This is a genomic window from Acinetobacter sp. (genome assembly GCF_036659555.1).
Classification (GTDB): Bacteria; Pseudomonadota; Gammaproteobacteria; order Pseudomonadales; family Moraxellaceae; genus Acinetobacter.
Genome location: NZ_JAVXCI010000017.1, coordinates 1 through 25,589, shown reverse-complemented (window position 1 = coordinate 25,589; position 25,589 = coordinate 1). Strand labels below are relative to the sequence as shown.

24 protein-coding genes are annotated in these 25,589 nt (G+C 51.7%); 10 read left to right on the top strand and 14 right to left on the bottom strand.

The features are described 5' to 3' along the window. Positions 1-67 precede the first annotated feature (67 nt). A complete protein-coding gene (locus tag RSA72_RS04005; protein WP_332622783.1) occupies positions 68-679 on the bottom strand; it encodes a YqiA/YcfP family alpha/beta fold hydrolase in 612 nt (203 codons plus the stop codon). Positions 680-925: 246 nt separating this feature from the next. Here RSA72_RS04005 and RSA72_RS04000 point away from each other — a divergent pair, with 246 nt between their 5' ends. Together RSA72_RS04000 and RSA72_RS03995 are read left to right on the top strand one after the other, a co-directional pair. Beyond that, positions 926-2,257, top strand: a complete 1,332-nt coding sequence (locus tag RSA72_RS04000; RefSeq protein ID WP_332622785.1) for a PGAP1-like alpha/beta domain-containing protein — start codon at positions 926-928, stop codon at positions 2,255-2,257. A 134-nt stretch (positions 2,258-2,391) separates the two neighbouring features. Then, complete coding sequence (locus tag RSA72_RS03995; RefSeq protein WP_332632787.1) at positions 2,392-2,580, top strand: hypothetical protein; 189 nt, start codon at positions 2,392-2,394, stop codon at positions 2,578-2,580. A 29-nt stretch (positions 2,581-2,609) separates the two neighbouring features. Here RSA72_RS03995 and RSA72_RS03990 read toward each other — a convergent pair whose 3' ends face one another. Both RSA72_RS03990 and gshA read right to left on the bottom strand, forming a co-directional pair. Next, the gene (locus RSA72_RS03990) at positions 2,610-3,131 is read right to left on the bottom strand and encodes a disulfide bond formation protein B (protein WP_332622613.1); all 522 of its coding nucleotides are present in this window, start codon (positions 3,129-3,131) and stop codon (positions 2,610-2,612) included. Positions 3,132-3,149: 18 nt separating this feature from the next. Continuing rightward, positions 3,150-4,727 carry a glutamate--cysteine ligase gene (gene gshA / locus RSA72_RS03985; protein WP_332622612.1) on the bottom strand — a complete coding sequence of 526 codons (1,578 nt, stop codon included), beginning with the start codon at positions 4,725-4,727 and terminating at the stop codon, positions 3,150-3,152. Between the two features lie 330 nt (positions 4,728-5,057). On the opposite strand from gshA, the gene RSA72_RS03980 reads away from it, so the two are divergent. Genes RSA72_RS03980 through RSA72_RS03970 form a run of 3 tightly spaced genes read left to right on the top strand, consistent with a single transcriptional unit; the run spans position 5,058 to position 7,533 of the window. Next, entirely contained in the window at positions 5,058-5,597 is a 540-nt protein-coding gene (locus RSA72_RS03980) for a DUF924 family protein (RefSeq protein WP_332622611.1), read from the top strand. 53 nt (positions 5,598-5,650) lie between these two features. After that, positions 5,651-6,205 (top strand): CC0125/CC1285 family lipoprotein, encoded by a 555-nt coding sequence (locus RSA72_RS03975; protein ID WP_332622610.1) that lies wholly within the window; start codon positions 5,651-5,653, stop codon positions 6,203-6,205. A 20-nt stretch (positions 6,206-6,225) separates the two neighbouring features. Further along, positions 6,226-7,533: a DUF445 domain-containing protein gene (locus tag RSA72_RS03970; RefSeq protein WP_332622609.1), complete on the top strand. Its 1,308-nt coding sequence runs from the start codon at positions 6,226-6,228 to the stop codon at positions 7,531-7,533. Positions 7,534-7,571: 38 nt separating this feature from the next. Here the strand turns inward: RSA72_RS03970 and RSA72_RS03965 are convergent, their stop codons facing one another. Continuing rightward, positions 7,572-7,841, bottom strand: a complete 270-nt coding sequence (locus tag RSA72_RS03965) for a hypothetical protein (protein WP_443098260.1) — start codon at positions 7,839-7,841, stop codon at positions 7,572-7,574. Between the two features lie 198 nt (positions 7,842-8,039). Here RSA72_RS03965 and argS point away from each other — a divergent pair, with 198 nt between their 5' ends. Then, positions 8,040-9,845: an arginine--tRNA ligase gene (gene argS / locus RSA72_RS03960; protein ID WP_332622607.1), complete on the top strand. Its 1,806-nt coding sequence runs from the start codon at positions 8,040-8,042 to the stop codon at positions 9,843-9,845. A gap of 136 nt (positions 9,846-9,981) precedes the next feature. Next, positions 9,982-10,581: an SPOR domain-containing protein gene (locus RSA72_RS03955; RefSeq protein WP_332622605.1), complete on the top strand. Its 600-nt coding sequence runs from the start codon at positions 9,982-9,984 to the stop codon at positions 10,579-10,581. A 170-nt stretch (positions 10,582-10,751) separates the two neighbouring features. On the opposite strand, the gene asd is transcribed toward RSA72_RS03955, so the two are convergent. The 3 genes from asd to pncB form a co-directional block, all read right to left on the bottom strand. Then, positions 10,752-11,603: an archaetidylserine decarboxylase gene (gene asd, locus RSA72_RS03950; RefSeq protein WP_332622604.1), complete on the bottom strand. Its 852-nt coding sequence runs from the start codon at positions 11,601-11,603 to the stop codon at positions 10,752-10,754. Further along, complete coding sequence (locus tag RSA72_RS03945; protein ID WP_332622603.1) at positions 11,600-12,448, bottom strand: sulfurtransferase; 849 nt, start codon at positions 12,446-12,448, stop codon at positions 11,600-11,602. The genes asd and RSA72_RS03945 overlap by 4 nt, the downstream gene beginning before the upstream one ends. Positions 12,449-12,625: 177 nt before the next feature. After that, positions 12,626-13,828 carry a nicotinate phosphoribosyltransferase gene (gene pncB, locus RSA72_RS03940; RefSeq protein WP_332622601.1) on the bottom strand — a complete coding sequence of 401 codons (1,203 nt, stop codon included), beginning with the start codon at positions 13,826-13,828 and terminating at the stop codon, positions 12,626-12,628. A 194-nt stretch (positions 13,829-14,022) separates the two neighbouring features. On the opposite strand from pncB, the gene dtd reads away from it, so the two are divergent. After that, entirely contained in the window at positions 14,023-14,463 is a 441-nt protein-coding gene (gene dtd, locus RSA72_RS03935) for a D-aminoacyl-tRNA deacylase (RefSeq protein WP_332622599.1), read from the top strand. A 146-nt stretch (positions 14,464-14,609) separates the two neighbouring features. Here the strand turns inward: dtd and RSA72_RS03930 are convergent, their stop codons facing one another. The 3 genes from RSA72_RS03930 to serB form a co-directional block, all read right to left on the bottom strand. Then, complete coding sequence (locus RSA72_RS03930; RefSeq protein WP_068913431.1) at positions 14,610-15,089, bottom strand: SCP2 sterol-binding domain-containing protein; 480 nt, start codon at positions 15,087-15,089, stop codon at positions 14,610-14,612. A gap of 158 nt (positions 15,090-15,247) precedes the next feature. After that, the gene (gene aciT, locus RSA72_RS03925; protein ID WP_332622595.1) at positions 15,248-15,580 is read right to left on the bottom strand and encodes an AciT family ciprofloxacin tolerance protein; all 333 of its coding nucleotides are present in this window, start codon (positions 15,578-15,580) and stop codon (positions 15,248-15,250) included. Positions 15,581-15,986: 406 nt separating this feature from the next. After that, positions 15,987-17,207 carry a phosphoserine phosphatase SerB gene (serB, locus tag RSA72_RS03920; RefSeq protein ID WP_332622594.1) on the bottom strand — a complete coding sequence of 407 codons (1,221 nt, stop codon included), beginning with the start codon at positions 17,205-17,207 and terminating at the stop codon, positions 15,987-15,989. 77 nt (positions 17,208-17,284) lie between these two features. Between serB and RSA72_RS03915 the strand changes: the two genes are divergently transcribed. Next, the gene (locus tag RSA72_RS03915; RefSeq protein ID WP_004729076.1) at positions 17,285-18,538 is read left to right on the top strand and encodes a hypothetical protein; all 1,254 of its coding nucleotides are present in this window, start codon (positions 17,285-17,287) and stop codon (positions 18,536-18,538) included. A 94-nt stretch (positions 18,539-18,632) separates the two neighbouring features. On the opposite strand, the gene ppk1 is transcribed toward RSA72_RS03915, so the two are convergent. The 4 genes from ppk1 to mhpT all read right to left on the bottom strand — a co-directional run bounded on the left by ppk1 (position 18,633) and on the right by mhpT (position 24,084). Next, on the bottom strand, positions 18,633-20,696 hold the full coding sequence (gene ppk1, locus RSA72_RS03910) for a polyphosphate kinase 1 (protein WP_332632784.1): 2,064 nt from the start codon (positions 20,694-20,696) through the stop codon (positions 18,633-18,635). A 178-nt stretch (positions 20,697-20,874) separates the two neighbouring features. Then, positions 20,875-21,822, bottom strand: coding sequence for a bile acid:sodium symporter family protein (locus RSA72_RS03905; protein ID WP_332632782.1), 948 nt, complete (start codon positions 21,820-21,822; stop codon positions 20,875-20,877). Positions 21,823-21,950: 128 nt separating this feature from the next. Beyond that, the gene (gene pncA, locus RSA72_RS03900) at positions 21,951-22,580 is read right to left on the bottom strand and encodes a bifunctional nicotinamidase/pyrazinamidase (protein WP_332632780.1); all 630 of its coding nucleotides are present in this window, start codon (positions 22,578-22,580) and stop codon (positions 21,951-21,953) included. Positions 22,581-22,878: 298 nt separating this feature from the next. Next, positions 22,879-24,084, bottom strand: a complete 1,206-nt coding sequence (gene mhpT, locus RSA72_RS03895) for a 3-(3-hydroxy-phenyl)propionate transporter MhpT (RefSeq protein ID WP_332632778.1) — start codon at positions 24,082-24,084, stop codon at positions 22,879-22,881. 723 nt (positions 24,085-24,807) lie between these two features. Between mhpT and dapA the strand changes: the two genes are divergently transcribed. Further along, positions 24,808-25,589, top strand: a 782-nt coding sequence (gene dapA / locus RSA72_RS03890) for a 4-hydroxy-tetrahydrodipicolinate synthase (protein WP_332632776.1), incomplete at its 3' end; no start/stop codon positions are given.

The following is a 25,589-nucleotide window of genomic DNA, read 5'->3' as shown; positions in this document are numbered from 1 at the left end:
GCAAAAAAGCCTATCCATCCGCCTGCCGCGGCCATTTCTTTAGCCATTAAAGCGTCAAATCACGGCGCTATGCGCCGGTTTTTCCGTCCAGCCTATTCTGAACTGCATCGGCCAGAAACTGCAAGAGCATCGGAATCTTACCGGCAAAGTCGTCCATGCCGTGGCTGCCCTGCGCTTCGCTGATGATCATGGCGCGGCCGCCCGGCTGGCTGAAAAAGGACTGCGCCTGCCGGTAATCCAGCACTTCATCGCCCCGCTGCAGCAGCGCCAGAATCTGCCCGGCATTCGGCGCATGCGGCACGGCAGCCTGCTCCAGATCATCCAGCTGCGCCTCATCCAGCGTCCAGCGCTCAGTTACCGCATAGGGCAGCTGCTCGGCGGCGAACAGGCTGCGGAACAGCGCCCAAGGCTGCATGGCCGGGTTGATTAAAGCCGCCGGAATGCCGTGCCGGGCAGCCAGCTGCAGCGCATAGAACCCGCCCAGGCTGCTGCCGACCAGCGCCGCATCGCCTAGGCGCTGAATCAGCTCCGATACCTGATGCAGCACCTGCTGCGGCGGCGCATTCAAATCCGGCAGATGCACCTGCGGGCCGCCGCGCTGCGCGCAATAGCGCTGCAGCAGCTGGCCTTTAGCCGACAGCGCGCTGCTTTTAAAGCCATGCAGATAAATGATATTCATGCCTTGTCCAAAAAATAAGCTGAGCTGATGCCAGCTTAGCCAATAAATGCGGCAAAAGCCGCATTCTGCTAAAAATAAGCCAATCCGCTAATATTGTTAGACAAAAAAACTCAGCAAATCCGCAATTCTATGTATTGTAAAAGTCATGGGAGAGCCGTGTCAGAACGCAAAAAAGAAAATCCACTCCGCAGGCCCGCCTTAAAAAAACAGCCTACCGGGATGCGGAAAAACACAGGACAGGAAACAATGCCAAGTTTAACGCCGCTGCATGAAACCTATTGCAAATGGGACCGCACGCCGCCCAGCCAGGCCGATGTGCTGGAGGGGCTGGCGCAGCTGGTCACCATGCGGTTCAGCGATGTGGTGCATGACCTGATTCAGAATATTCAGCGCGAGCTGCTGATCAGCGTATTCGGCATGAGCGAGCAAGGCTCAAAGCAGTTTCATGACATTCCATCGATTGCCAGGCTGTATCAGCTGGCTTATGAAACATTTCTCAATTACGGCACTTACCTGCTGGCGCCCGGCCTGCGCAGCATCATTGAAAAATTTCCGAAACTGCATGAAAAGCAGCTGACGCCGTCCCTGCATTTTTTAGTCGGCGCGCTGAATGGCGTGCTGGGCGATTACCTGCTGCAGCAGCATAACCCGATGGCTCTGCCGATGGTGGTATATGACCATTACGGCGCAGTGCAGCAGGGCGAGCTGACCGGGCGCATTACCCTGCTGGTGCATGGCCTGTGCATGAACCATTTAACCTGGTCAACGCGCAAATACGGCGGCATTGGCGAAAAGCTGCTGGCGCAGCGCGACCACAACACCATGCTGTACCTGAACTACAATACCGGACGGCGCATTTCCGCCAATGGGCGCAGCCTGTCCAATACGCTGGAAGATCTGGTGCAGCGCAATCCGGGCATTACCAGCATTGACCTGATTGGCCACAGCATGGGCGGGCTGGTATCGCGCAGCGCGCTGTTTTACGGCAAGCAGAATATGCACGGCTGGATTCACCGCGTGGAAAATCTGGTCTGCTTAGGCTCGCCGCACCACGGCGCGGTGCTGGAGCGCATCGGCTTTGCCCTGCAAAAGCATCTGGGGCGCATTCCTCTGGGCAAAATTGTCGGGCATATCGCCAATATCCGCAGCAACGGCATTCTGGATTTGCGCTACGGCAGCGTGCGCGATGATGACTGGGAGCACAATGATGTGCGCATTGGCCTGATGGATGACAACCGCAAGCCGGCGCCCATCCCCTCGCATATCAATGCCTATCTGGCGGCTGGAACCATTGAGTTCGGCAGCCGCAAAAACCGCACGCTGCAGGTCATCGGCGATTATCTGGTCAGCGTGAAAAGCGCCCTGGGCGAGCATCCGAATCCGCGCTACCAGCTGAAAGTTCCGGACGCGCATAAGGCGATTTTCTACGGCGTGAATCATTTTGAAATTCAGCATCATCCGCAAGTCGCCGAGCAGATCGTGCACTGGTTCTATCCGAATGATGAAGATGAGCAGTGCAATCAAATCCATGAATACATCACGGATTTAAAAAGCATGGAAGGCATTGCCCTGACCTGATAAAAAAAGCCAGCGCTGTACCTAATGCCAGTCAGTTAAGAAATTGACTGGCATTTTCTTTTTTAAACTTGCGATATTATTTGATACACGGAAGTGTCATCCGCAACCTGCATGGTCTTTGAAATGGACTGTTTTTGCAAAAGAAATTTTTAAGCGCAGAAAGAGGACAGGTTTTGCGGATGACAAATGCTTTTGGTTCTTTTGGCGAAACAAAAGAACAAAACGAGCTCCAAAAATTAGATTTAAAAACGGTAAGACTCCGCCATGAATGGCCCAAAAAGTTAAGGAGTTTATTGCAAAACTCCTTAACTGATCAGCATTAAGCGTTCCACTGGCTTTTAAAATGCATTCCTTATTTTTTATCGGCGGCTTTCTGCGCCGGCGGATATTTCCGCAGCAGCTGCCAAATGCTGATCAGCGCCAAAACGCTGAAAAACACCAGCGACCAGGCCGGCAGCGACAGGCCCAGCAAAGTCCAGTCCACTTTGGCGCATTCGCCGGAACCGGTCAGCACCTGCTCAAATACGGATTTCAGCGGCAGCGTATCCAGCCAGTAATCCAGGCCCGGGCCGCAGCTCGGCACCTGATCCGGCGGCAGGCTTTGCAGCCAGACATGGCGCGCGGCCACGCCGGCAGACCATAAAACCGCCAGCGCGCCTAAAAATGCGTATGCGCGCTTAAAGCCGCCGGTCACCGGGTTATGCAGAAAGGCAATCAGGGAAATCAGCCCCAGCCCCATTAAGCCGATGCGCTGGAAAACGCAGAGCGGGCAAGGGCTTAAGCCTTGGCCGTGCTCCAGATACAGCGCAAAAGCCATGCCGGCCACGCTGGCTAAAAATAAAAAACCGCTGACGGGGCGGTAACTCCACTGCATGGCATATCCTCTTAATTTTTATCTGAAATTGCTAAGATACTGTTCAAAACTGACCTGCTTTTCCTGCTCAAGCTGATGCTGGCGCTGCAGCGACTGCTGCGCGGCTTCATCAAAATAAGCCAGCGTTTCCGGGCTAAGCTGATGCTGCCCGTATTCTTCAGCATGCAGCTGCGCCATATGGCTGCCGAAGCTCCATGTGCCGCCCAGCGCCAGCGTGTCTTCAATCATTCTGGCGGAAAGCGTTTCATCAACTTCATTCACCCGCGCCAGCATGGCCGCCAATGCCCGGCTGTACAGCGCTGTTTCATACGCGCTGTCCAGCAACGCCGACAGCGGCTGGATTTGCGCCAAATAGCCCCGGCACCAGTCCTCAATCGGATAGCGCTGGCCATGCTCAGCAATCACAGCATTCGGCGCGCGGCCGCGGTTCACCACTTCAGCCTGATTCTGTTCAATCACATCCTGCTCCGCATCCAGCAGCTCCGGGCTGTCCTGCAGCAGGCAGTACAGCGCCAGCGCTTCCAGGAAGCCGGCAGCATTTTCATCAATGCCGATTGCGCTGTACGGGTTGACATCCACCGCGCGCAGCTCGACATAGCTCACGCCGCGGCTGGCCAGCGCCTGCGACGGTGTTTCGCCGTCACGCGGCACCTGTTTCGGGCGCACCAGGCTGTAGTATTCATTTTCAATCTGCAGCACATGGTCATTGATCTGCAGCGGCTCGCCCTGCGCATCGCTCAGGCCCAGCCGGCTGAACGGCGCATACGGCGTTTTCACCGCTTGCTGCAGGCCCGCCAGATAGCCGTTTAAATTGTTGTAGTGAATGCCCAGCTGCTTCTGCGCCGAATTCTGATAGCCGAAGCGCCCCATGCGCAGCGCGGTGGCATACGGCAGGAACAGCGTGCCTTTCAGCAGCGGCAGCAGCTGATGCTCGCGGCCGGTCATAAAGCACTGGCATACTGAAGGGCTGGCGCCGAGCACAAACATCACCAGCGGGGTCAGGCGGATGAAATTGCGGATCAGGCCAAAATAGCGGTGGCTGCGGTAATCCTGCAGGCTCAGCGCCTGCAGCTGCTCATCTTTTTCTTCGGCCTGCAGCGCTTCAAAAAAATGCTCCGGGAAAGACAGGTTGTAGTGCACGCCGGAAATGGTCTGCATGCGGCGCCCGTAGCGCACGCCTAAGCCGCGGCGGTACAGGGTTTTAAAGCGCCCGATATTGGAAGCGCCGTACTGCGCCAGGCGGATGCGCTCTTCATCGTCATCCAGCATGCACGGCATGGACAGCGGCCAGAGCTTTTCATCATGCTCCAGATGGCGGTGCGCCACCGCATGAATGTCTTTCAAATAGTCCAGCGCCTCGCCGATGCTGCTTTGCGGCGGGGTGATGAACTCCATTAAGGCTTCAGAATAATCTGTAGTAATGTGCGGATGAGTCAGGGCGGAGCCGAGCGCCTGCGGATGATCCGCCTGAGACAGGAAGCCGCTGCTCTGCATGCGCAGGCTTTCGCGCTCAATGCCGCGGAGCATGCCTTTTATATGCGAAGAATCCACCCAGGCCGGTAAAATATCTTGAGAAGTCGATTCGGGCTGACTCATTGCAATCTCGCTTAATGGAAGAACGGCTAAAATAAAATCATCAATTCAGATCGGGGCTGCGCAGGCGCCGGCAGCAGGGCGCCTGCTGTCCGATTCAGCGCCGCCGCATTGGGCGGGCGCAGCCAAAACTGGCCCAATCTCCAAGGCTTAGGGCTGAAAATCCCCATAAACCGCAGTATAACGTGATTTACCGGCGCAACATTACACCCTGCATGTTTTTCAGGCAAACCAAAATTTTATTTCTGCAAATTTTTATCACAAAGTTCCACTATATGGCATTTTAAATTTGTGATTGTATGGATGAATAAATGCTAACAAACCGTAAAACTTATGAATTATCAAGATATTTTAGCTTTCTGGTTTGCTCCTGAAACCCGGCCGAACTGGTTTGCAAAAAGCGCTGAATTTGACGGAATCATCTGGAAAAACTTTGCGGGCCTGCTGGGCAGCGCGGCCCAGGCGGAACTGTGGGGCTGGCGCGCCTGCGCCGAAGGGCGCCTGGCGGAAATTATCGTGCTGGATCAGTTTTCCAGAAACCTGCACCGCGGTTCGGCGGCCGCCTTTGCGCAGGATGCCTTAGCGCTGGCCTTGGCGCAGGAAGCCGTCAGCCTGAAGCTGGACCTGCAGCTGCCCCCGGAACAGCGCGCATTCCTGTATATGCCGTTTATGCACAGCGAATCGCCTCTGATTCATCAATATGCGCTAAAATTATTTGAAGGCTTGGGCAATCCGCTGAATCTGGAGTTTGAAAAAAAGCACAAGGCGGTTATTGACCGTTTCGGGCGCTATCCGCACCGCAATCAGGCCTTAGGGCGGATATCCACGGCCGAAGAAGCCGAATTTTTAACCCAGCCGGATTCCAGCTTTTAATGCGCTGGACGGACTCTCCCCTTGCTGCATCACCCTCTTACAGGAGATTGAGCATGAAGAATTTACTGCTTGCGGCAGCAGCCGCTGCCAGCTTAACCCTTGCCGGCTGCGCCAGCGCGCCGTCCAAGCCTTTGACCTTTGACCAGCTGGGCCAATTCGGCAGCACGCCGCTGAACGCGCAGACTTTCCGCATCAGCTTTAAAGCCCGCCCGAATATGAGCTACGGCACCGCCGAGGAAATTACCCTGGTCAAAGCCGCGCAGGCCGCGGTGCAGAACGGCTTCCAGTTTTTTAAAGTGCTGGATGACCCGAGCAACCGCACCCAGCAGCCGCCAAGGCAGGCTGTAGTCTACCCGTCTCCGGCGCCTTATCCCTACGGCTATTACCGGCGCTCTCCCGGCTACTGGCCAGACCCGTTTTATGACATGCCTCAAGTGGTGACGCTGGACCCGGCGCAGGTGGCCTATACCATTGAGTGCTTTAAAAATGCAAAATCCGCGCCGCAAGACGCGTTTGACGCCCGGCTGATTCTGCAGTCCTTAGGGCCTAAATACGGCTTGAACAGCGCGGGGGAAGTCTTGCCTGCTCCCGCCAAAGCTGAAAAATGAGCAGGGATACAGGCAGCGCAATGGATCAGGCTCAAGCTGCGCCATCGCCGAACCTGCAGCGCAGCAGGCGCCTGGCCGCCATTGCCCTGGCCATGGCTGTGCTGGCTTGGCTGGCCTTAATGCTGGCCGCCAAGCTGCTGCCGGAATACGCCTGGCTGATCCATATTCTGATGCTGTCGGCGGAAGCCGGCGTGGTCGGCGGGCTGGCGGACTGGTATGCGATTACCGTGCTGTTCCGCAATCCTTTCGGCAAGCTGCCGATTCCGAAATTCCTGCGCGATCACACCGAAATTATTCCGCGCAACAAGGCCCGCATTGCAGAATCGATGGGGCGCTTTGTGCAGGAAAATTTCCTGTCGCCGCAGGTGGTGGAGCGCAGCCTGCAGGATATCGATTTATCCCTGGCGGCCGGCAGATGGCTGGCCAATCCGCAGAATAACCGCCAGGTGGCCGATGTCATTCAGCAGACGGTGCCGAAAATTTTCGATTTTGTCGGGCAGGAGCAGATCGGGCGCTTTATTCAAAGCAACAGCGTGCAGTGGGTGAAAAACACTCAGGTTAATCATCTGGCCAGCGAAATGCTGCGCGCGGTGCTGGAAAATGACTTTCATCAGGAAGTGCTGCAGCGCGGGCTGGATTTGGCGCACGGCTGGATGACCCATCACCCTGAGCAGGTCCGCGACCTGACCCGCCAGCTGTTTAAGGAGCTGGGCGTATGGAAGCTGGCCAGAGGCGCCAGCTGGATCGGCATTGACGTGCAGCAGCGCACCATTGATTCGATGATTGAGCGGGTGGAATCCATGCTGGCCGATCCGGAGCATCCGTGGCGCAGGAAAATTGAAGAAGCCGGCCAAAGCCTGATACTGCAGCTGGCGGATAATCACAGCGCCGCCAGCATGCGCCTGAATCAGGCCAAAGACGCCCTGCTGGACAGCCCCTACGTGCTGAACTTCATCAGCGGCGCCGTGGTGATTTTATGCGATGCGGTTAAGGCCGATCTGCAGAAGCCCGATTCCGGCGTGGCGCAGAACCTGCGGGTGGCGATTCAGCAGGTCGGGGAAAACATGGTGTCAAATGTGGCGGTGCGCCAGCTGCTGAACGAAAAGCTCAGCGCGGTCGCCGTCAGCCTGTCCGATCAATACAGTGCAAAAGTCATCCGCTTCATCAGCGAGCGCATTCATGAATGGGACTCCAGCGAAATGATTGGTAAAATTGAAAATGAAGTCGGCGGCGACCTGCATATGATCCGGGTCAACGGCGTGGTGGTCGGCGCATTCATCGGCCTGATTTTAGGGATTATCCGGGCGATAGTCGAAATCGCGCTGTAGCGCGGTGAAAGGCGGGCTGCCGCGGCTGGACAAGCCGCTCAGCTGCGCAAATTGCCAAAGTAAGGCAGCGCCATCCGCCGGCAGGCCGGAAATCCTGCGCATAAACAGCAGCAGCGTGACCGCAAAAGGAAAGGGATTGCCCGCGAAATCATCCCGTTATGCAGCCGCAGCGCAATAAAGCCGTCAAACCTGCCTAGCGTGCGCAGCATCTTCACGAAGGAAATAATGCTGCTCATCAGGCGGGACAGAATCAATGGGACAGCAATTAAAGCCCAGCGGGCCGGAAGTTGCGGAAGATTGCCGATCATTTCAGGCGCCCCGCGCGGCCTGTCCGCCTGCTCAGCAGCTGCGGTCAATTCACCCAGCCTATATATCATTTTTTTCAAATATAAGGAATTTTTCAGTTTTCATCGAATATTATTTATTCGCAGCAAATGGCTTCACCTAAAGGGCCTGAAATTTGCTATATTTGCTGTTTTTCTGCGACATTTATTTCTCGACTGATTATGAATACGGCAATCCAAGCAGCGCTCGACCATGCAGTGCAATCCCTTCAAGCTGAAGGTGTACTTCCCTCTGACTGGAGCAATACCAGCACCTTGACGCGCACCAAAGACCGGAGCCACGGCGACTTTGCGTCAAATATTGCCATGATCGGGTCTAAAGCTGCTGCGATGAAGCCGCGTGATTTGGCGGAAAAAATTCTTGCGAATCTTCCGGAAGTGGCCGACATCAGCAAAGCAGAAATTGCAGGTCCCGGCTTTATCAACTTCTTTTTAAACGCCAGCCAGCGCTTTGCCGTGCTGGAGCAGATTCAGGCGCAGAAAGGCCAGTTCGGCCGCACGCAGGCCAACGCTGCCAAGCGCATTCAGGTTGAATTTGTTTCCGCCAATCCAACCTCCAGCCTGCACGTCGGCCACGGCCGCGGCGCGGCTTACGGCATGACGGTCGCCAGCCTGCTGGAAGCGACCGGCGCGAAAGTTGACCGCGAATATTATGTCAATGATGCCGGCCGCCAAATGGACATTCTGGCGACCTCGACCTATCTGCGCTATTTAGAGCTGGCTGGGCAAACGCTGGTTTTCCCTAAAAACGCCTATCAGGGCGACTATGTCAAAGAGATCGCGCAAGGCATCCTCAGCAAGGACGGCGATGCTTATGTGCGCCCTGCTGCAGACATCTATAAAGATGTGCCGGAAGATGTGCAGTTTGCTGCTGAACCCGATGCCGAAGGCAACAAGGTTGTACTGTCCGGCGACAAAGAAAAGCATATTGACGGCTTAATTCAAAATTCACAGAACCATCTTGGCAAAGGCTACCGCGTGTTCCATCAGGCAGCCTTAAAAGCCATTTTAGAGGACATTAAGGATGACCTGGGCGAATTCGGCGTCACCTTCAATCAATGGTTCAGCGAAGCGTCTTTGACTGAAAAAATTGATGAAGCGCTGCAGACTCTGGATCAGCGCGGTTTCCTGTATGAAAAGGATGGCAACATCTGGTTCAAGTCGACTGAATTCGGTGATGAAAAAGACCGCGTGGTGAAGCGCCGCAATGGCCAGACCACCTATTTCGCCTCTGACATCGCCTACCACCTGAACAAGCTGCAGCGCGGCTATACTGACATCATTGACATCTGGGGCTCTGACCATCACGGCTATATTGCCCGGGTCAAAGCCGCCATTGACGCAATGGGCTATGACTCGAAAAAGCTGACGGTGCTGCTGGTGCAGTTCGTCAGCCTGTGGCGCGGCGGCGAGATGGTGCAGATGTCATCGCGTTCCGGCCAGTTTGTCACCCTGCGCGACCTGCGCAAGGAAGTCGGCAACGACGCTGCCCGCTTCTACTATGTGATGCGCAAATCTGAACAGCACATTGACTTTGACCTTGACCTTGCCGTTTCGCAAAGCAAGGACAACGCGGTGTATTATATTCAGTATGCGCATGCGCGGGTGAACCGCATGGTGGATGTCCGGGCGCCTGAAAAGAATATTCCCTTTGACCGCAGCCAGCTGAAAAACTACGATGCCTCGCTGCTGAGCGCAGATACAGAAACTGAGATTCTGGCGAAACTGGCGGCGTATCCTGAAATTGTCACCCGCGCCGCCAACAGCTATGAGCCGCATCAGATCGGCAACTACCTGAAAGAATTGGCGGCCCTGTTCCACGGCTGGTATGCGCAGGAAGATGTGAAGATTCTGGATGAGCAGCACATTGCCTTATCTCAGGCGCGCCTGCTGTTATCATTAAACGTACAGCAAGTAATCCGCAATGGTTTAGAATTATTGGGCGTATCTGCGCCTGAGTCGATGTAAACACAGTATTTTTATATTGATGCCAGACAAAAGCAGCAGCGCGCCTTGCCGGACATCCGGCAAGGCGCAGTGATTTTGCAATTAGGCTGAAAGCCATGCCCCATGCGGCATTTAATTAAAATAATGAGGTTCCCTCGTGTTTGGAAAAACGCAGCGCGGTGTATCTGAACGGCCGAATAAGCCGAAAAAGCCATTAATTCCAGCCTGGCTGGGAACTTTGGCGATTATTTTGATCATTTTGAGTTTTCTGGTTGCGCTCATGCTCTGGAAGCCTTGGGAGCCGGTTCATCCTAAAAGCCAGAGCGGCGCGGAGCATGCGCCGGAAGATACCAATAAAGACTACCGTTTTTATGACCTGCTGCCGCAGCAGCAGGTGACGCCGATTCCGGAACAGGCTGTGCCTGAAAGCAAAGGCCAGAGCGCCGCGGTGATTATTGAAGCGCCTGAGGCGCAGAAGCCGGCAGCCGCGCAAGAACCGGGGCTTGAAGTCAGCGAGCCGGCAGCGGCGCCCAGCTATATCCTGCAGGTGCGCAGCTATGATGACCCTGATCAGGCCGACGCCCGGCGCGCGGAAATTATTCTGAACGGCCTGTCTGCGGATGTGGTGCAAAGCACGGAAAACGGCAAAGTCTGGTACCGCGTGGTGTCTGGCCCCTATGACTCTCAGGACGCGGCCTTGCTTGCGCAGCAGACCCTGCAGCACAGCGGCATCGACTCGATTGTGGTGAAGCGCTAGATTCAAAGCCCTGCTTGATTGCTCAGCGCATCAAATCAAGCCTGAAATGCAAAAAAGCCAGTCAGTGATTCAGCTGACTGGCTTTTTCTTTAAAAGCGCTGTTTGGCTTTGCAGCCCCCTGCCCTTTGCCCAAGCCGGGCAGCAGGGCACGGCAGGGAGATTCTAAAACTTTAAACCGCATGCCCCAAGGCTTCGCCCATAATCACTGCTGAATTGGCTTTAAACGCCGCATCCCACTGGATTTTATTTTCTTCAAATAAAATCACTGCAGTAGAACCCAAGTAGAAGCAGCCCAATTCTGCGCCTTTCTCAAGGAAAAGGCTGTGCTGATTCAATTCCAGGCGGCCCGTCGGCTTCACCTTGCCTGTAGCCACGGTTTCAATGCCCGCCACAATCATCGCGCCGACCAAGACCACCGCCATGCGCCCAAGCTCGGTATCAAACAGGCAGACCATGCGTTCATTGCGCGCAAACAGGCCCGGAATATTTTCCGCGGTGGTTTGGTTGACTGAAAATAGCTCGCCCGGCACATACAGCGTTTCCGTCAAGGTGCCGGCGAACGGCATATGCACGCGGTGATAGTCTTTCGGCGACAGATACACCGTGGCAAATTCGCCATTCTTGAAAGGTTCAGCCAGCTGCGGATCTGCAATCAGTTTTTCAACCGAAAAGCTTTGCCCTTTGGCCTGAAAAATGTCGCCAGCTTCAATTTTGCCTAACTGGGAAATTGCGCCGTCCGCAGGCGAAACAATGCTGCCGGCTTCTGCATCAATTGCGCGCGCGCCGTCTTTTAAAGAGCGGGTAAAAAATTCATTGAATGATTTGAATTTCAGGGCATTGCCCTGTTCCGCAATCGACATGTCAATGCCGTACTGCGCCTTAAACGCAGTGATGACTGCATTTTTCACCAGCGGGTTTTCGCTGGCGGCGACTTTGCCAATCACCCGCGACAGCTTGTGCTGCGGCACAGCGCGCTGCGCCCGAATGAAAATCTGTTGTTTTAATCGCGATGTGATGCTCAAGACGGCAGCTCTCCGGTTATGACTGGACTATCGGGGCGGTTGCCCCATTCACTCCACGCGCCATCATAGGCTTGAATTTCCCAGCCCAGCAGGCGCCCCAAAATATAGGCGAGTCCTGAGCGGTGATGTGACTGGCAGTAGACCACCACGGGTTCATTAATATTGAATCCCAGCTGTTCCAAGCGCTGCTGCGTGTGTTGCAAAGGATGCAATTTTAAATGATTTTCCCGGTTAAGGGCAGTACTCCATTCAAAATGCAGCGCGCCGGGAATGTGACCGCCGCGTCGAGCCGCTAAGCGCAGGCCAGTATATTCATCTTCCGTGCGGCAGTCCCAAATCTGCACCGCCTTGTTCTGCACTTTTTCCAGCAGCTGGGCATATTCAATCTGATGCCGGTTTTTCTGCGCTAAATTCACCTGCGCCAGCTGCCCCACAGGCTGTACAGGTTCGGCCTCGGAAGAGGTCGGCAGGCCGCCGCCGAGCCAGGCATGAATGCCGCCGTTCAGCAGGCTGGCATTTTCAAAGCCCAGGCAGTGCAGGTTCCAGATCAGGCGCCCGGCCCACGCCCCGCCTTCATCATCATAAGCCACCAGATGATGCTCTGGAGAAATATTCAAATGGCGGATCAAGGCCTCCAGCCCCGCCTGATCCGGCAGCAGCCCGGTGGCCTGCTCTTCCTGGCGCAGCAGCAGATGCGGCTTGAGGTGAATGGCGTGCGGAATATGCAGCTGCTCATGCACCGAACTGCGGCTCAAATCGACAATTCTTAATTTCTCATGGCCTAAATGCGGCAGCAGGTCTTCCGCTTCAATCAGCAGTCCGAGATTTAAGGCAGATTCAGTCATTGTGATGCCATAGGGGATAGAAATGAGGTGATTTTGATCTTAGCATAGGTCATTTTCAGTATTATTTTGATTTTTTGCATTGCTTTAGCAGAATAACCGATATAGAAGCGCCCTTGCCCGAAGGCAGCCATGCCGGCGCGGCGTCCGGCATGGCCTGAATGCAGGCTGGCAGTCCGCCTAGGCCTCCGCGATGTCAAAAACCTGGCGCAAATAAGCTAAAAAGGTGTCATTGTCGGTCATGGTTTTTCCGGGACTGTCAGAAATTTTCGCCACAGACTGGCCATTGCATTCCACCAGCTTCAGCACAATGTTCAGCGGCGTTTGCCCCATGTCATTGGTCAGGTTGGTGCCGATGCCGAAGCTGACCTGAAAGCGGTCTTTAAAGTAATTGTGCAGCGACCAGGCTTTTTCCAGATTCAGGCCGTCACTGAAAGTCAGCATTTTGCTTTTGCTGTCAATTTTCAGCTTTTTATAATGCGCATAGGCTTTATCGCCCCATTCATAGGGGTCGCCGCTGTCATGGCGCAAGCCGTCAAACAGCTTGGCGAAATACAGGTCAAAGTCGCGCAGGAAGGCATCCATGCCGACCACATCGGTCAAGGCAATGCCCAGGTCACCGCGGTATTCCTGCACCCAGGTTTCCAGCGCGGCTTTCTGAAAGTCGCGCAGGCGCACGTCCAGCGCCTGAAAAGCCTGCAGGAACTCATGCGCCATGGTGCCGATCGGGAAAATGCCCAGCTGTTTGGCAATCAGCACATTGCTGGTGCCGCGGAACACCTCCGGCACCGCCTCGTGCAGGGTTTCAATCACATGCTTCTGCCATGCAAAGCTGTAGCGCCGGCGGGTGCCAAAATCAGACACTAAAAACGGCGGATCATCCGGATTCTGCTCAGTTTTATACTGGCGGATCAGCCCGACTTTCGCCTTTAAGCGCCGCTCGCCCTCGGCCAGCACCTCAGCGGAACGGATGCGCTTGAAATACAGCTCATTGACAATCGCCAAGACAAAAATTTCAAACATCATGGCCTGAACCATCGGGCCTTCGACCCAGATGTCCAGGCGGCCTTCGCGGTCAATGCCGGCTTTGATGAAGCGGCGCTTGAGCTGGAATAATTCCAGATAATCGACAAAATCGCTTTTAATAAAGCGCAGGCTGCGCAGGTACAGCAGCTCGTCTTCGGCAAATTTCAGCCGGCACAGCTGATCCAGCTGCTCATTCAAATCATCCAGAATATCCGTCAGCGGATAGGCGGTATCATCTAAATTGCGGCAGCGGAAATGATACACACTGTGGGTTTGCGGAAATTTATGCAGCACCACTTGCAGCATGGTGAATTTATACAAGTCTGTATCAAGCAGTGAATGAATGATTGGAGCCATATCTATTTGAATTTCGCTGTGCTTCCTGCATTAAAGCATATTTTCCGCAGCCGTATTGCAAGTTTTGCGCAGCCTGAAAAGCAGGCTGGCCGGATTGAACAGCTTAGGCGAAAAATTGCGCCATTTCAGCAGGCATGCCGCCGCGCAGTCTTTGCTACACTAGGCTGCTTAAAATGAATGGCATAGGATAAAAGATGCGGGCGTTATTGCAGCGGGTTCTGGAAGCAAAAGTGGTGGTGGACGGCGAAACCGCCGGCGAAATTGGCCATGGCGTGCTGGTTTTTCTGGGCTTAGGCAAGCAGGATACTTTAGAAAAAGGCCAAAAGCTGATTGATAAGATTCTGAAATACCGCTTTTTTGATGATGAGCAGGGCAAAATGGGCTGGAATGTCGCGCAGGCCAATGGCGGCCTGCTGCTGGTATCGCAGTTCACCCTGATGGCGCAAACCCGGAAAGGCCTGCGCCCGGACTTTGGCCCCGCCATGCCGCCGGCCGAAGCCCAGGCGCTGTACCTGCAGCTGGTGGACTATGCCAAAGCGCAGTTCCCCAATGTGCAAACCGGCATTTTCGCTGCCGACATGAAAGTGCATCTGGTGAATGACGGCCCGGTGACCTTTAATTTGGAAGTGGAATAGCTGATTGCCAAGCCCGCGGCCGCAAGCCGCCTAAGCACAGCTTTTCCATCTTTATTTTTATTTCAGATGCAAATGATAAAAACCGGTTCCATCCTGCATGAAACCGGTTTTTTAAGCGCATCCGCCTTCAGGCTTATGCCTTGAAATTAACGGCCGGTTTTCTCTTTTAAGAAGCGGCGCGCGGCTTTGAATTTTTCTTTAACCGGTTTCGGCAGCTTCGGCGGAATCAGTTTCGCAGCCTTGTTAAACCACACCAGCAGGCCAAAGTCGCCTTCCATTTTAATGCTGCCGTTCTGCATGCCGGTCATGAATGCTGTCGGGTCGCCTTTCATCAGGGTTTTCACGCCCTGCTCGCTGTCCGCGAACTGCAGGATGAAATCGGCTTTTTCCGCATCGCCGGCGGCCGTGTCAATCTGCCCATTATTTACAATAATCTGGCGCGCCACGCCTAAATCCGTGCCGATCTGAATGCGGAACTGGCGCTCATGAATCAGCTCAATGAATTTTGGGCTGGTGCGCGCCAGCTGCTTCATTCTGAGCGCTAAACCGGCAACCAGCAAATCCAGCGGATCCGTGCTGACATCAACCAGAGGTAACTTTACGACAGGAATTGACGATAGTTTCATGACTTTGAGCCTATTGTAATTGTTGGGAAATTGACTGCTTCATCCTACCATAACTTCTATTTTCAGCACTAAGCCTTTGTATGACAATTATCAGCCGGCCGCGCATAAAAAAATGCGCCCGCGGGCGCATTTTTTTATGCAAATCTGAACTTTAGCCTTTAACGGCTGGAGCATTGCCGTTCATCATCATACACCGGCGTATGCTCTATGCAGCGGCGCTGCGCCAAGGCGCGCTCTGCGCGGCGGTCTTCGCGCAGCAGCATCAGGCTGAACACCATCATTGCGGAAGCCATTGCCGTCAGGTAGCTGTGGGCCATGGGCAGCTCAAACAGGGTTTGCGCGCCAAAGCGGATCACTTCAATCAGCCCCCAGGCCAGCATCCCGGCCAGCATGAAACTTAGCCAGCGGCGATAAGGCGAGAAGAAAACAGCAACCAAGGCAGCGGAGATCAAGCTCAAGCCGGCGATGGTCGCTAAATTCGCTGTTACCATAAAAACCTCCGTCATCCGGCGGCGGCGCTCAAACTGCGCGCCATGCTGCCGGCTACAACCGTTAAATAAGTCAATGGAATTCTGTCGATCTCAATCTCTATGCATGCATTATGCTGAGTTTTCCGCATAAGAAAAGTCTTGCATTTGGCAAAAGCGACACACCTTGTCGCAATATTGTTTTGTCATTACAGTTTTATTTTTCAGGCTTTTCCAGAACAATGATGGCGTCACGCTTGGCGTGTCATTACAAAAAAAACAGCGCTTTTCCGCAGGCTTGAAAAATTTTTCCGGGCCAGATCAATTGCTGTTTTTATCGGCAGCTGCAGCTGACCGCCGGCCGGTTCCGCCTGAATTTTAAGCAAAAAAATGCGGCGCAGGCGCCGCATTTTTCATGCTCCGGTCACAATTATGCGCGGTTTAAATCCTTGTCATGCACGCCCAGCAGGTACAGCACGCCATCCAGGCCAACGCTGGAAATCGCCTGATTGGCGTTCTGGCGCACCAGCGGCTTGGCGCGGAAGGCCACGCCCAAGCCGGCAATAGACAGCATCGGCAGGTCATTGGCGCCGTCGCCCACGGCAATCGCCTGCTCCAGCGAAATGCCCATCTTGTCCGCCAGTTCGCGCAGCAGCAGCGCTTTGCGCGCGCCATCGACAATATGGCCTTTGACTTCGCCCGTCACTTTGCCGTCCGCAACATCCAGCACATTGGCATGCACTTCATCCAGGCCCAATTTCTGCTGCAGGTATTCGGCAAAATACTGGAAACCGCCGGACAGAATCGCGGTTTTATAGCCCAATGATTTCAGGGTTGAAATCAGCCGTTCAGCGCCTTCAGTAACCGTCAGGCGCTCGGCGATTTTCGGCAGCACGGCAGCGTCCAGTCCTTTCAGCAGCGCTACGCGTGCGCGGAAGCTCTGCTGGAAATCCAGCTCGCCCTGCATGGCGCGTTCGGTAATTTCCGCAACCTGCTCGCCCACCCCGGCCTCAATCGCCAGCTCATCAATCACTTCCTGCTCAATCAGGGTCGAATCCATGTCAAAGCAGACCAGGCGCCGGTTGCGCCGGTAGGCATTGTCTTCCTGCACCGCCACATCGACGCTGAGCTCAGCCGACAGGCGCAGGCAGGCTGCGCGCATGGCGGCGGCATCCAGCATTTGCCCGCTGAGGCCGAACTGCACGCAGGCGCGCTTCGGGCCTTCAGCCTGCCCGCCCAGCGCCGGACGGCCCGACAGGCGGGTCACGGTTTCAATATTGAAGCCCTGGCCGGAGACAATTTTTGTAACGGCCTGTAAGTGCGAAGCATCCAGTTCCGGCGCTAAAGCCGTCACGATATAGCGCGTGCGGCCTCCCTCGCTTACCCACTGGTCATATTCTGCTGCAGAGATCGGTTTAAAGCGCACAGTTAAGCCGATATCATGTGCTAGAATCAGAATTTCCTTCATGGCTAATGCTGTCGCAGTTTGATCATCAGACGACACCACAATGCCTAGCGTCAGCTGATTATGAATGACGGCTTGCCCGACATCCAGAATTTGCAGGGAATGAACGGAAAGCACCTGCATTAATCGTGTAAATTGATTAGGCTGGTCTGGCCCTAAAAATGAAATAAGAATGATTTCTCGCATGAATTGACTCGGGTCTGAGCTGCAACTATTGGGAGAATCATAATCGAAAATGAACAGAATTGCCTTGGAAGTTTACGTTGAATGCGCCTAGACAAGGGCTATTTGCTAGCCTATTGATTGTAAGTTTTGCTCTGCATACCTTTTTACTGGTATTGGCAACCACTCACCAACTGAATGAAAACCGTGCCAATCAGGGACAGCTGATCACCAGTCAACTGGTGACAGACAGCCTGTCTGAGCTTGAACCACCCAACCGCGTTTCTCTGGCATTGCTGGCAAATCGTTATGCCACCAATCCAAGTGTCGCTTCCATCCGGATTCTAGATGCGAAAGCTCAGGTTTTAGCCACTGGCGGACTGACCAAAACCCGCGAGGGTGAAGTTTTTGTCCGTGATGCGCTGCAAAATGAGAAAAAAGTCGGTGTGATTGAAATCACTCTGATTGAACCAAGTATTGGTGAAATTCTGCGGACACAATGGCTGGCAATTCTGTTCTCGTTCATCATTCATGGTCTGCTCTGGGTCGCTTATCGTGCTGTGGCACGTCCAAGCCGCACCGAATATCTGGCGCGCATCAATAACGAATCGCGGCTGAAATTCGAGATTCAGACCCTGACCCAGGCATTGGAACAGGAAAAGCATAATGCGGCACTGGCGATTGCCCAAGCCCAACAGGCAGTGAAAAACAAAGCCAAAGAAAAAGAACATAAGCCGGCGGTACTGGAGAGCGATAGCCTGAGCTTAAACATCCAGTTCTACGATCCAAAACAGTTACTGGATAGCGTGAATAAAACCGTTTCGGTGCCTTATTTCAATCTTTGCCAGATTTTTCTGAATAAAGCCACCGAACTCTGTGTGCAACGCTATAAGTTAAATAGTTCTGATATTTGTACCGTACATAAATTTGATGAAAAAGGTGCCACCATCAGTATCGCGGCAGACAAACCGAATGCCCTGGCCTGCCTGACCATGATCAGTGCTGTGTTCCAGCTGCTTTCGGAAGTCCTGTATAAACGCTATCGTGAAGAAAAACGTTTTGTGCTACAAACCCGCAGCGCGATTGCTTCTAAAGTCGAGGAGATGCAGCTCAGCTCGGTACAGGCCGCTGAGCGCCTGACTCAGCATCTGGTCGCGAAAGAAAGTGCCTTACATGTACCGAACACCTTGCTGAAAGATGTGAGTGATCACTTCCAGCTGGTCAGCATGCCGAATCCAACCAATGTCCTGACCCGTCATGCTTTTGTGGTGAATGGCATGGATGCTGAAAGCGCGGAACTGGCACAGACTTTTAGAACCGAAATTCTAAAATCCAAACAGTCCAAAGCCTCATAAATATCCTTGAATGTTGCAATTAAAAAAGCCGGATCCAACATCCGGCTTCTTTATGGATATAAAACAAATACACCAGCGTATCTTGGCCTATCCCTTAAATTTTTAACTGTTTTTGTTCCAGCAGATATTGCTGGGCATTATAAGGCTGGGCCGGATCCTGACAGGGGACTTTATGCCACTGACCATCGGCATCTAACTCCCATGCATTGTGACAATCTTTTAAATAGCTGATCAGACCATCTTTATAAATCCGTTTTTTCAGCTCTGGATCCAGCACCGGGAAACAGGTTTCGACCCTGGAAAACAGGTTGCGCCCCATCCAGTCGGCACTGGCACAATACAGTTTCTTGGCGCCGCCATGCTCAAAATAATAGACTCGGGTATGTTCCAGGAAACGTCCGACGATTGAACGGACCTGGATATTTTCTGACATGCCGGTGACTTGTGGAATCAGGCAGCAGATTGAACGCACAATGAGGTCAATTTTCACCCCGGCCTGTGACGCCTGATAGAGGGCAGCAATCAATTGCGGTTCAGTCAACGCATTCACTTTGATGATGATATGCGCGGCTTTTCCAGCTAGGGCAAATGCCTTTTCCTGCTCAATCAGTTTCAGCAGTTCGCTATGCAGGGTAAACGGTGCATGCAGCAAGGCTTTCAGTTTGGCCATTTTGCCCATGCCGGTCAGTTCCTGGAACATGCGATGCACATCTTCACAGATATCCGGCTGTGTGGTCATCAGGCCATAATCGGTGTACATGCGGGCATTCCCGGCATGATAGTTTCCGGTACCCAAATGCGCGTAACGCAGTAATTCCTGATTTTCACGCCGGACAATCAGAATCATTTTGGCATGGGTCTTATAACCGACGATACCATACACCACCACTGCCCCGGCTTCTTGCAGGATATTGGCCACCATAATATTAGATTCTTCATCGAAACGCGCCCGCAGTTCAATCACGGCCGTGACTTCCTTGCCATTCCGTGCAGCTTCTGCCAGCACCTGAACAATTTCCGAGTCCGGACCACTGCGATACAGCGTCTGCTTGATCGCCAGCACCGCCGGATCCTTGGCCGCTTCGCGCAGTAAAGTAATCACCGGCTGGAATGAATCAAAAGGATGATGCAGCAGCACATCCTGCGCCTTCAAAATTTCAAAAATGCTTTTCTGTTTACGGAAAATTTTCGGAATGACCGGACTAAAATGCGGATACTTTAATTCCGGACGCTCAAAACTGGTACTCAGGCGGGACAAATTGATCGGTCCATCAATCCGGTACAGTTCCTGTTCCGTCAGATCAAATTCATCTAGCAAATAGTCGATGATGTTCTGTGGAGAGTCATTTTCAATTTCCAGACGTACTGCACGACCAAAGCGGCGCGAACATAGTTCGTCTTTTAAAGCCACCGCCAGATCATCGACATCTTCCGATAGTACCAGATCGGCATTGCGGGTGACCCGAAAGGCATAACAGCCGGTCGCTTTCATGCCCGGGAACAAATCACTGATATGCTGCTGGATGATCGCAGTCAGAAAAATCTGGGTGGTATTGTTTCCGGTGACGTCTTCCGGAATTTTAATCAGGCACGGCAAGGAACGTGGTGCCGGCACAATTGCCATCTCGATTTCACGGCCAAAGGCATCTTTACCTTCCAAGCTGATAATAAAGTTCAGACTTTTATTCACCAAACGTGGAAAAGGATGTGAAGGATCCAGACTGATCGGGGTCAGTACAGGTTGCACTTCTTTGGCAAAAAAGGCTGCAATCCAGGCCTTATGTTTCTCCAGAAGATCCTGGTATTGAAGAAACTGAATCCCCTGTGCCTGGAGTTCAGGCAGAATTGCATGATTCAGAACCTCATACTGCTTGTTAACTGTGGCATGAATGGACTGGGACAGTTGTTGTAGAACCAGCTCGGTAGGTACAGCATCAGGCGTCCGGGTAGTCGCATTCAGGTCTTGCTGTTTCATCAGCCCGGCAATCCTGATTTCAAAGAACTCATCCAGGTTACGGGAAAAAATAATCAGGAAGTTTAAGCGCTCTAAAATCGGTAAATTCGGATCGAGTGCTTGTGCCAAGACACGACGCTGAAATTCAAATAAGGAAAGTTCCCGATTAAAATAGGTCGCTGACGAATGCTGAAATTGTTCCATGCCCTCTCAATGCTGCTGATTACAGTCTGTTGTTTCACATCATTGAGGGGCGATCTTAGGCAGACTTCATGACACTTATGTTACAAAGCTCGATAAATCCATATAAATTAATATTCTAACTTTTTCACATTACAAAAAATCTGGTTCCCAGCTTTTTTGTGCTGTCATCAAACGGCAATTAGGTGTCCGTTTTTTCAGTTTGTCTGGCAGCCCAATAAGTGGCTAAAGCTGGTCCTGAAATATTATGCCACAGACTGAAAATGGCGCTTGGCAAAGCAGTCATTGGAGATGCAGCAAAATGGGTCGCAGCTAAGGTCACACCCAGACCAGAATTCTGCATCCCAACTTCAATGGATACTGCACGACAGTCTATTTCTGCCAAGTGAAATATGCGACTGGCCCAATAACCCAGTAAATAGCCCATACCATTATGTAAGGCCACGATCCCTAAAATCATTAACCCAGACTCCAGAATCTGGGCTTTACTGCCGGCAATAATCGCCGCGACAATTGCCACAATCGCAATCACAGAAATCAACGGCATCACCTGAATATAGGCCGTGACTTTTTGCTTGAGTATCGCCCGTACGATTAAGCCCAGAATAATCGGGAATAACACCACCTGTAAGATCGACACCAGCATCGACCAGGCATTGATCTCAATCCACTGACTGGCCAACACATAGAAAATGGCCGGAGTTAGAATGGGAGCCAGTAACGTAGAAACTGAAGTACAGGCAACAGACAAGGCGGTATTGCCCTTGGCCATATAGGTAATCACATTGGATGCGGTGCCACCCGGACAGCAACCCACCAGGATTACCCCGATCGCAATCTCCGGTGGCAGCTGAAACAGCTTGCACAGCAAAAAGGCCAAGCCAGGCATCACCATAAACTGGGCCACCACACCAATCGCTACTGCCTTCGGACTTTGCAGGACACTTTTAAAATCGCCTACCGTCATGGTCATCCCCATGCCAAACATGATGATGCCTAACATCCAGGGAATATAAGCTCTTAACCAGACAAAAGCTTCAGGGATCATCAAGGCAATGCCGGAAAAAAGCACCACCCATAAAGCAAAGGTTTTTTGGACAAATTGGCTAAACTGGAGCAAGGCTGACATGGGTTTCATCCAGGTGATATTAAGGGAGAAAAAGCAAGATAAAACAGGCACCCGTTGATACCTGAATTTTTATATTCAAATATAAATAAGATCAAAGGAATATTTAAATTCTATCCCTATCCAGCTTTTTATGCCGCTTGAACAATATCTTTGACATAGATACGTTTTACACCATGCGACAGCATATCCTGCCAGGCATGTTGCAAGGAACCACTCAGGTCAATACCCTTGGTGGCATCGGCAATCACATAGGTTTTAAAGCCCAGTTTGCAGGCATCGATTGCAGTCCAGGCCACACAAAAGTCTGTGGCAATTCCGACCACAAATACGGTATCAATCCCACGTTCACGCAGATAGCCAGCAAGACCCGTCATGGTTTTCCGGTCAGCTTCCATAAAGGCCGAGTAACTGTCGATTTGAGGATGAAAGCCCTTGCGAATGATGAGTTGTGCTTGCGGTAAATTTAAATCCGGATGCAGTTCGGCATCAAGTGTCCCTTGTACACAATGCTTTGGCCATAAGACCTGACTGCCATAATCCAGCTGAATACTGTCATAGGCTGCTTTGCTGGGATGGTTGTCTGCAAAAGAAATATGGTTGTCCGGATGCCAGTCTTGGGTCAGGATAATATGCTTAAAATGCTGCCCCAATAGATTAATATTTGGAATAATCTGGTCAGCATTGGCTACAGCCAGATTGCCTCCCGGGGTAAATCCTCTTTGTACGTCTACAACCAGTAAAGCAACATTATTCTGCATCTGTTTTCATCCATTGAAATCTCGATTTATGCCCAAGCATAGCGCAAAATACCTCAGGATTTTTAGCTCTACGGTTAAAAATGGCATGACTGTGTATTCTCGGCATGTGTATATGAGCAAATCAATAGATTCATTGTTTTTGACAAATATGAGATGAGTTCCGAGCTAGATCTCTGCAAAAAAAAATAAGTTTTAAGATAAAGTGATGAATCTTTCTAATAATAAAACAGTATATTTAATTCTTAAATTTTGAAAATAAAAAAGCCTGCAAAAGCAGGCTTTTTAAAATCTTGGAACATTACACTTTAGTGCGGTTCACCAGGAACAGCATACATAATGCAGAGATGATGATACATGGGATCGCAGCGGTAATGACCCCCGCAGCGCCAAAACCTGCCGTCAGTAACTGACCGGCGATGACTGGACCCAGCATGGCACCGATACGGCCAACTGCAGACGCAACACCAACACCAGTACCACGCACCTCAGTCGGATAAACGATACTACCGAAGGCATACAGTACACCCTGACAGCCAATCACGAAGGCACCGGCCAATGCTGCTGCCATATACATCTGGTTCAGCGAGCTTGCACCATTCAGCGCCAGTAGACCTGCCAGAATACCGCCGTACATCAACAGGATCACATAGGCTTTCTTCCAGCGGTCGGTCAGCATACCCAAAATAATCGTACCAATCGTCGCTGTCACCATGAAGTAGAACTGTGCGGTTGAACCATCCTTACGTGTGAAGCCAAGTTCCATAAACAATGATGGCAACCAGCTCAACATGATGTAAACCACCATCAAGGTAAAGAAGTAGCTCACCCAGATACATAGCGTACGTAACAGGTTGTCCGAATTAAACAGGTCCTTGAATGAACCCTGCGGTGCAACAGCAAGTTCTGCAGCCGTTTTGTTCTGTGCTTTCAGGTATTCCTTCGATTCAGGCAAAAATAACATCATCAGCGGAATGGCAAGAATCGGTAACAGACCACCGAGATAAAAAACATTCTTCCAGTTAGCACCAAATTCAGTCGCTGCAATTAAAGACAAAATCGCTGCACCGACTGGCATACCGCAGTACATCAAGCCCACTGCACGGCCACGATTTTGTGGAGAGACTGCTTCAGAAGCAAGTGTGATCAGAATTGGCATCGCGCTGCCCAGACCTGCTCCAGCCAGGAAACGCACTGCCAGCAAGCTGTTAAAGCTATTGACCCAGACGGTACATAAGGTAAATACAGCAAATACTGCTGTCGACCAGATCAAGACTTTCTTACGGCCAATGCGGTCCGCAAATCGCCCACCAACCAGTGCACCCGGTAATAAACCCAGAATCCCTGCACTAAAAAACACACCCAACTGGGAACTATCGAGACCAAAATGCTCACGAATACCTGCAGCAGCAATTCCGGCTGCCTGAATATCTAAGCCTTCAATCACCGCAATCAGAAAACAGATCGCGACCGTGACGATAGCATGCTTATTGTCTGATTTTTCCATTGGATTATCCTTGTTCAATCAGCGTTACAAAAGACAGCCATCATCTATGAGCCTGATTGCAGAAATAACTATCAATAAGTTGAACGTTTTGCTTAGATATTCCCAAAGGAGTAGAGGCAGATAAAAATAGGATAAGACCAGATAAAGTCGCAAAAACACTTAATCAGAACACCATAAAGTTCAAGACTTAGACTTTAAGGCTTATACATCAAGTTAAAAAATTAACCGATAAGAAAAAAATTCTCAATTTATTGATATTTAAAAAAGATTAGTCTTAGTCGTTTTTGGCTTTATTTGTTTTGGTGCGAGAGTGCGATCAAGATGTACGAGGTCTCAATTTATCCAATATAACTATTAATCCAAAATTAAAAGGCATAAAAATGGCAGTTTTCAGCTGATCTTTTTGCACAAGCCTTATCATTATTGGGTTCATTTGGGGTAATCTCCTCCATTGTCTAGACTGGAGACATAACTTTGGTCTCAGGATTTTGCTTTATAAATCATCTTATTTATTACTTGATTGTTTCCAAAAGGCTTTGTATAAAGAATTCAGTAGCTTTTACTAAAGCATATTGTTCTTATGCGTTTGATCAGTCATAATTTGCATAAGCAATATTCAATTCAATGCAAATCTATTGAATTTGCTATAAATCAAAATACAAATCCATCCCAATTTATGTTTTCTCATTCCTTTCGGATGGACAAATAGGATAGTTTTTTAAAATGACTCAGCAAGCACAGACCATTCAAGGTTCCATAGTCGCAATCGTCACCCCTATGTTTGAAGATGGCAGCGTAGATTGGAAGGGTCTCGAGAAGCTGGTTGAATGGCACATTGCAGAGGGCACCAACAGTATTGTCGCCGTTGGAACAACAGGCGAAGCCTCTACTCTCAGTATGAGTGAACACACCCAGGTGATCAAAGAAATCATTCGTGTGGCCAACAAACGTATTCCTATTATTGCTGGCACAGGTGCAAACTCGACCCGTGAAGCGATCGAACTGACCCGCGAAGCCAAAGAGCTGGGGGCAGATGCCGCTTTACTGGTGACGCCATATTATAATAAACCGACTCAGGAAGGCTTGTATCAGCACTATAAAGCTATTGCTGAAGCCGTTGATCTTCCACAGATTCTTTATAATGTTCCGGGCCGTACCGGTGTGGATATGGCCAATGAAACCGTGATTCGCCTGGCGGATATTCCACAAATTATCGGTATTAAAGATGCGACTGGCGATGTACCGCGCGGTGCTGAACTGCTGCAAGGCCTTGTCGGTAAAGATATGACTGTTTATTCGGGTGATGATGCAACTGCGTATCAACTGATCGGTCATGGCGCCAAAGGTAATATCTCGGTCACGGCGAACGTGGCTCCGAAAGCCATGAGCGAAGTGTGTGCAGCTGCGATTGCCGGTGATGCAGCCACAGCTGAACAGTTAAATGCTCAGGTTGCAAATTTACACAATATTTTGTTTTGCGAATCGAACCCAATTCCTGTGAAATG

What these genes read in the sequence shown, in the direction of transcription:
- RSA72_RS03905 (WP_332632782.1), bottom strand. Translation starts at nt 21,822, where the DNA reads ATGTCAGCCTTGCTCCAGTTTAGCCAATTTGTCCAAAAAACCTTTGCT.
- dtd (WP_332622599.1), top strand. Translation starts at nt 14,023, where the DNA reads ATGCGGGCGTTATTGCAGCGGGTTCTGGAAGCAAAAGTGGTGGTGGAC.
- mhpT (WP_332632778.1), bottom strand. Translation starts at nt 24,084, where the DNA reads ATGGAAAAATCAGACAATAAGCATGCTATCGTCACGGTCGCGATCTGT.
- RSA72_RS03980 (WP_332622611.1), top strand. Translation starts at nt 5,058, where the DNA reads ATGAATTATCAAGATATTTTAGCTTTCTGGTTTGCTCCTGAAACCCGG.
- aciT (WP_332622595.1), bottom strand. Translation starts at nt 15,580, where the DNA reads ATGGTAACAGCGAATTTAGCGACCATCGCCGGCTTGAGCTTGATCTCC.
- RSA72_RS03990 (WP_332622613.1), bottom strand. Translation starts at nt 3,131, where the DNA reads ATGCAGTGGAGTTACCGCCCCGTCAGCGGTTTTTTATTTTTAGCCAGC.
- serB (WP_332622594.1), bottom strand. Translation starts at nt 17,207, where the DNA reads ATGCGAGAAATCATTCTTATTTCATTTTTAGGGCCAGACCAGCCTAAT.
- pncA (WP_332632780.1), bottom strand. Translation starts at nt 22,580, where the DNA reads ATGCAGAATAATGTTGCTTTACTGGTTGTAGACGTACAAAGAGGATTT.
- RSA72_RS04005 (WP_332622783.1), bottom strand. Translation starts at nt 679, where the DNA reads ATGAATATCATTTATCTGCATGGCTTTAAAAGCAGCGCGCTGTCGGCT.
- pncB (WP_332622601.1), bottom strand. Translation starts at nt 13,828, where the DNA reads ATGGCTCCAATCATTCATTCACTGCTTGATACAGACTTGTATAAATTC.
- gshA (WP_332622612.1), bottom strand. Translation starts at nt 4,727, where the DNA reads ATGAGTCAGCCCGAATCGACTTCTCAAGATATTTTACCGGCCTGGGTG.
- RSA72_RS03965 (WP_443098260.1), bottom strand. Translation starts at nt 7,841, where the DNA reads ATGATCGGCAATCTTCCGCAACTTCCGGCCCGCTGGGCTTTAATTGCT.
- RSA72_RS04000 (WP_332622785.1), top strand. Translation starts at nt 926, where the DNA reads ATGCCAAGTTTAACGCCGCTGCATGAAACCTATTGCAAATGGGACCGC.
- RSA72_RS03945 (WP_332622603.1), bottom strand. Translation starts at nt 12,448, where the DNA reads ATGACTGAATCTGCCTTAAATCTCGGACTGCTGATTGAAGCGGAAGAC.
- RSA72_RS03930 (WP_068913431.1), bottom strand. Translation starts at nt 15,089, where the DNA reads ATGAAACTATCGTCAATTCCTGTCGTAAAGTTACCTCTGGTTGATGTC.
- RSA72_RS03975 (WP_332622610.1), top strand. Translation starts at nt 5,651, where the DNA reads ATGAAGAATTTACTGCTTGCGGCAGCAGCCGCTGCCAGCTTAACCCTT.
- argS (WP_332622607.1), top strand. Translation starts at nt 8,040, where the DNA reads ATGAATACGGCAATCCAAGCAGCGCTCGACCATGCAGTGCAATCCCTT.
- ppk1 (WP_332632784.1), bottom strand. Translation starts at nt 20,696, where the DNA reads ATGGAACAATTTCAGCATTCGTCAGCGACCTATTTTAATCGGGAACTT.
- RSA72_RS03970 (WP_332622609.1), top strand. Translation starts at nt 6,226, where the DNA reads ATGGATCAGGCTCAAGCTGCGCCATCGCCGAACCTGCAGCGCAGCAGG.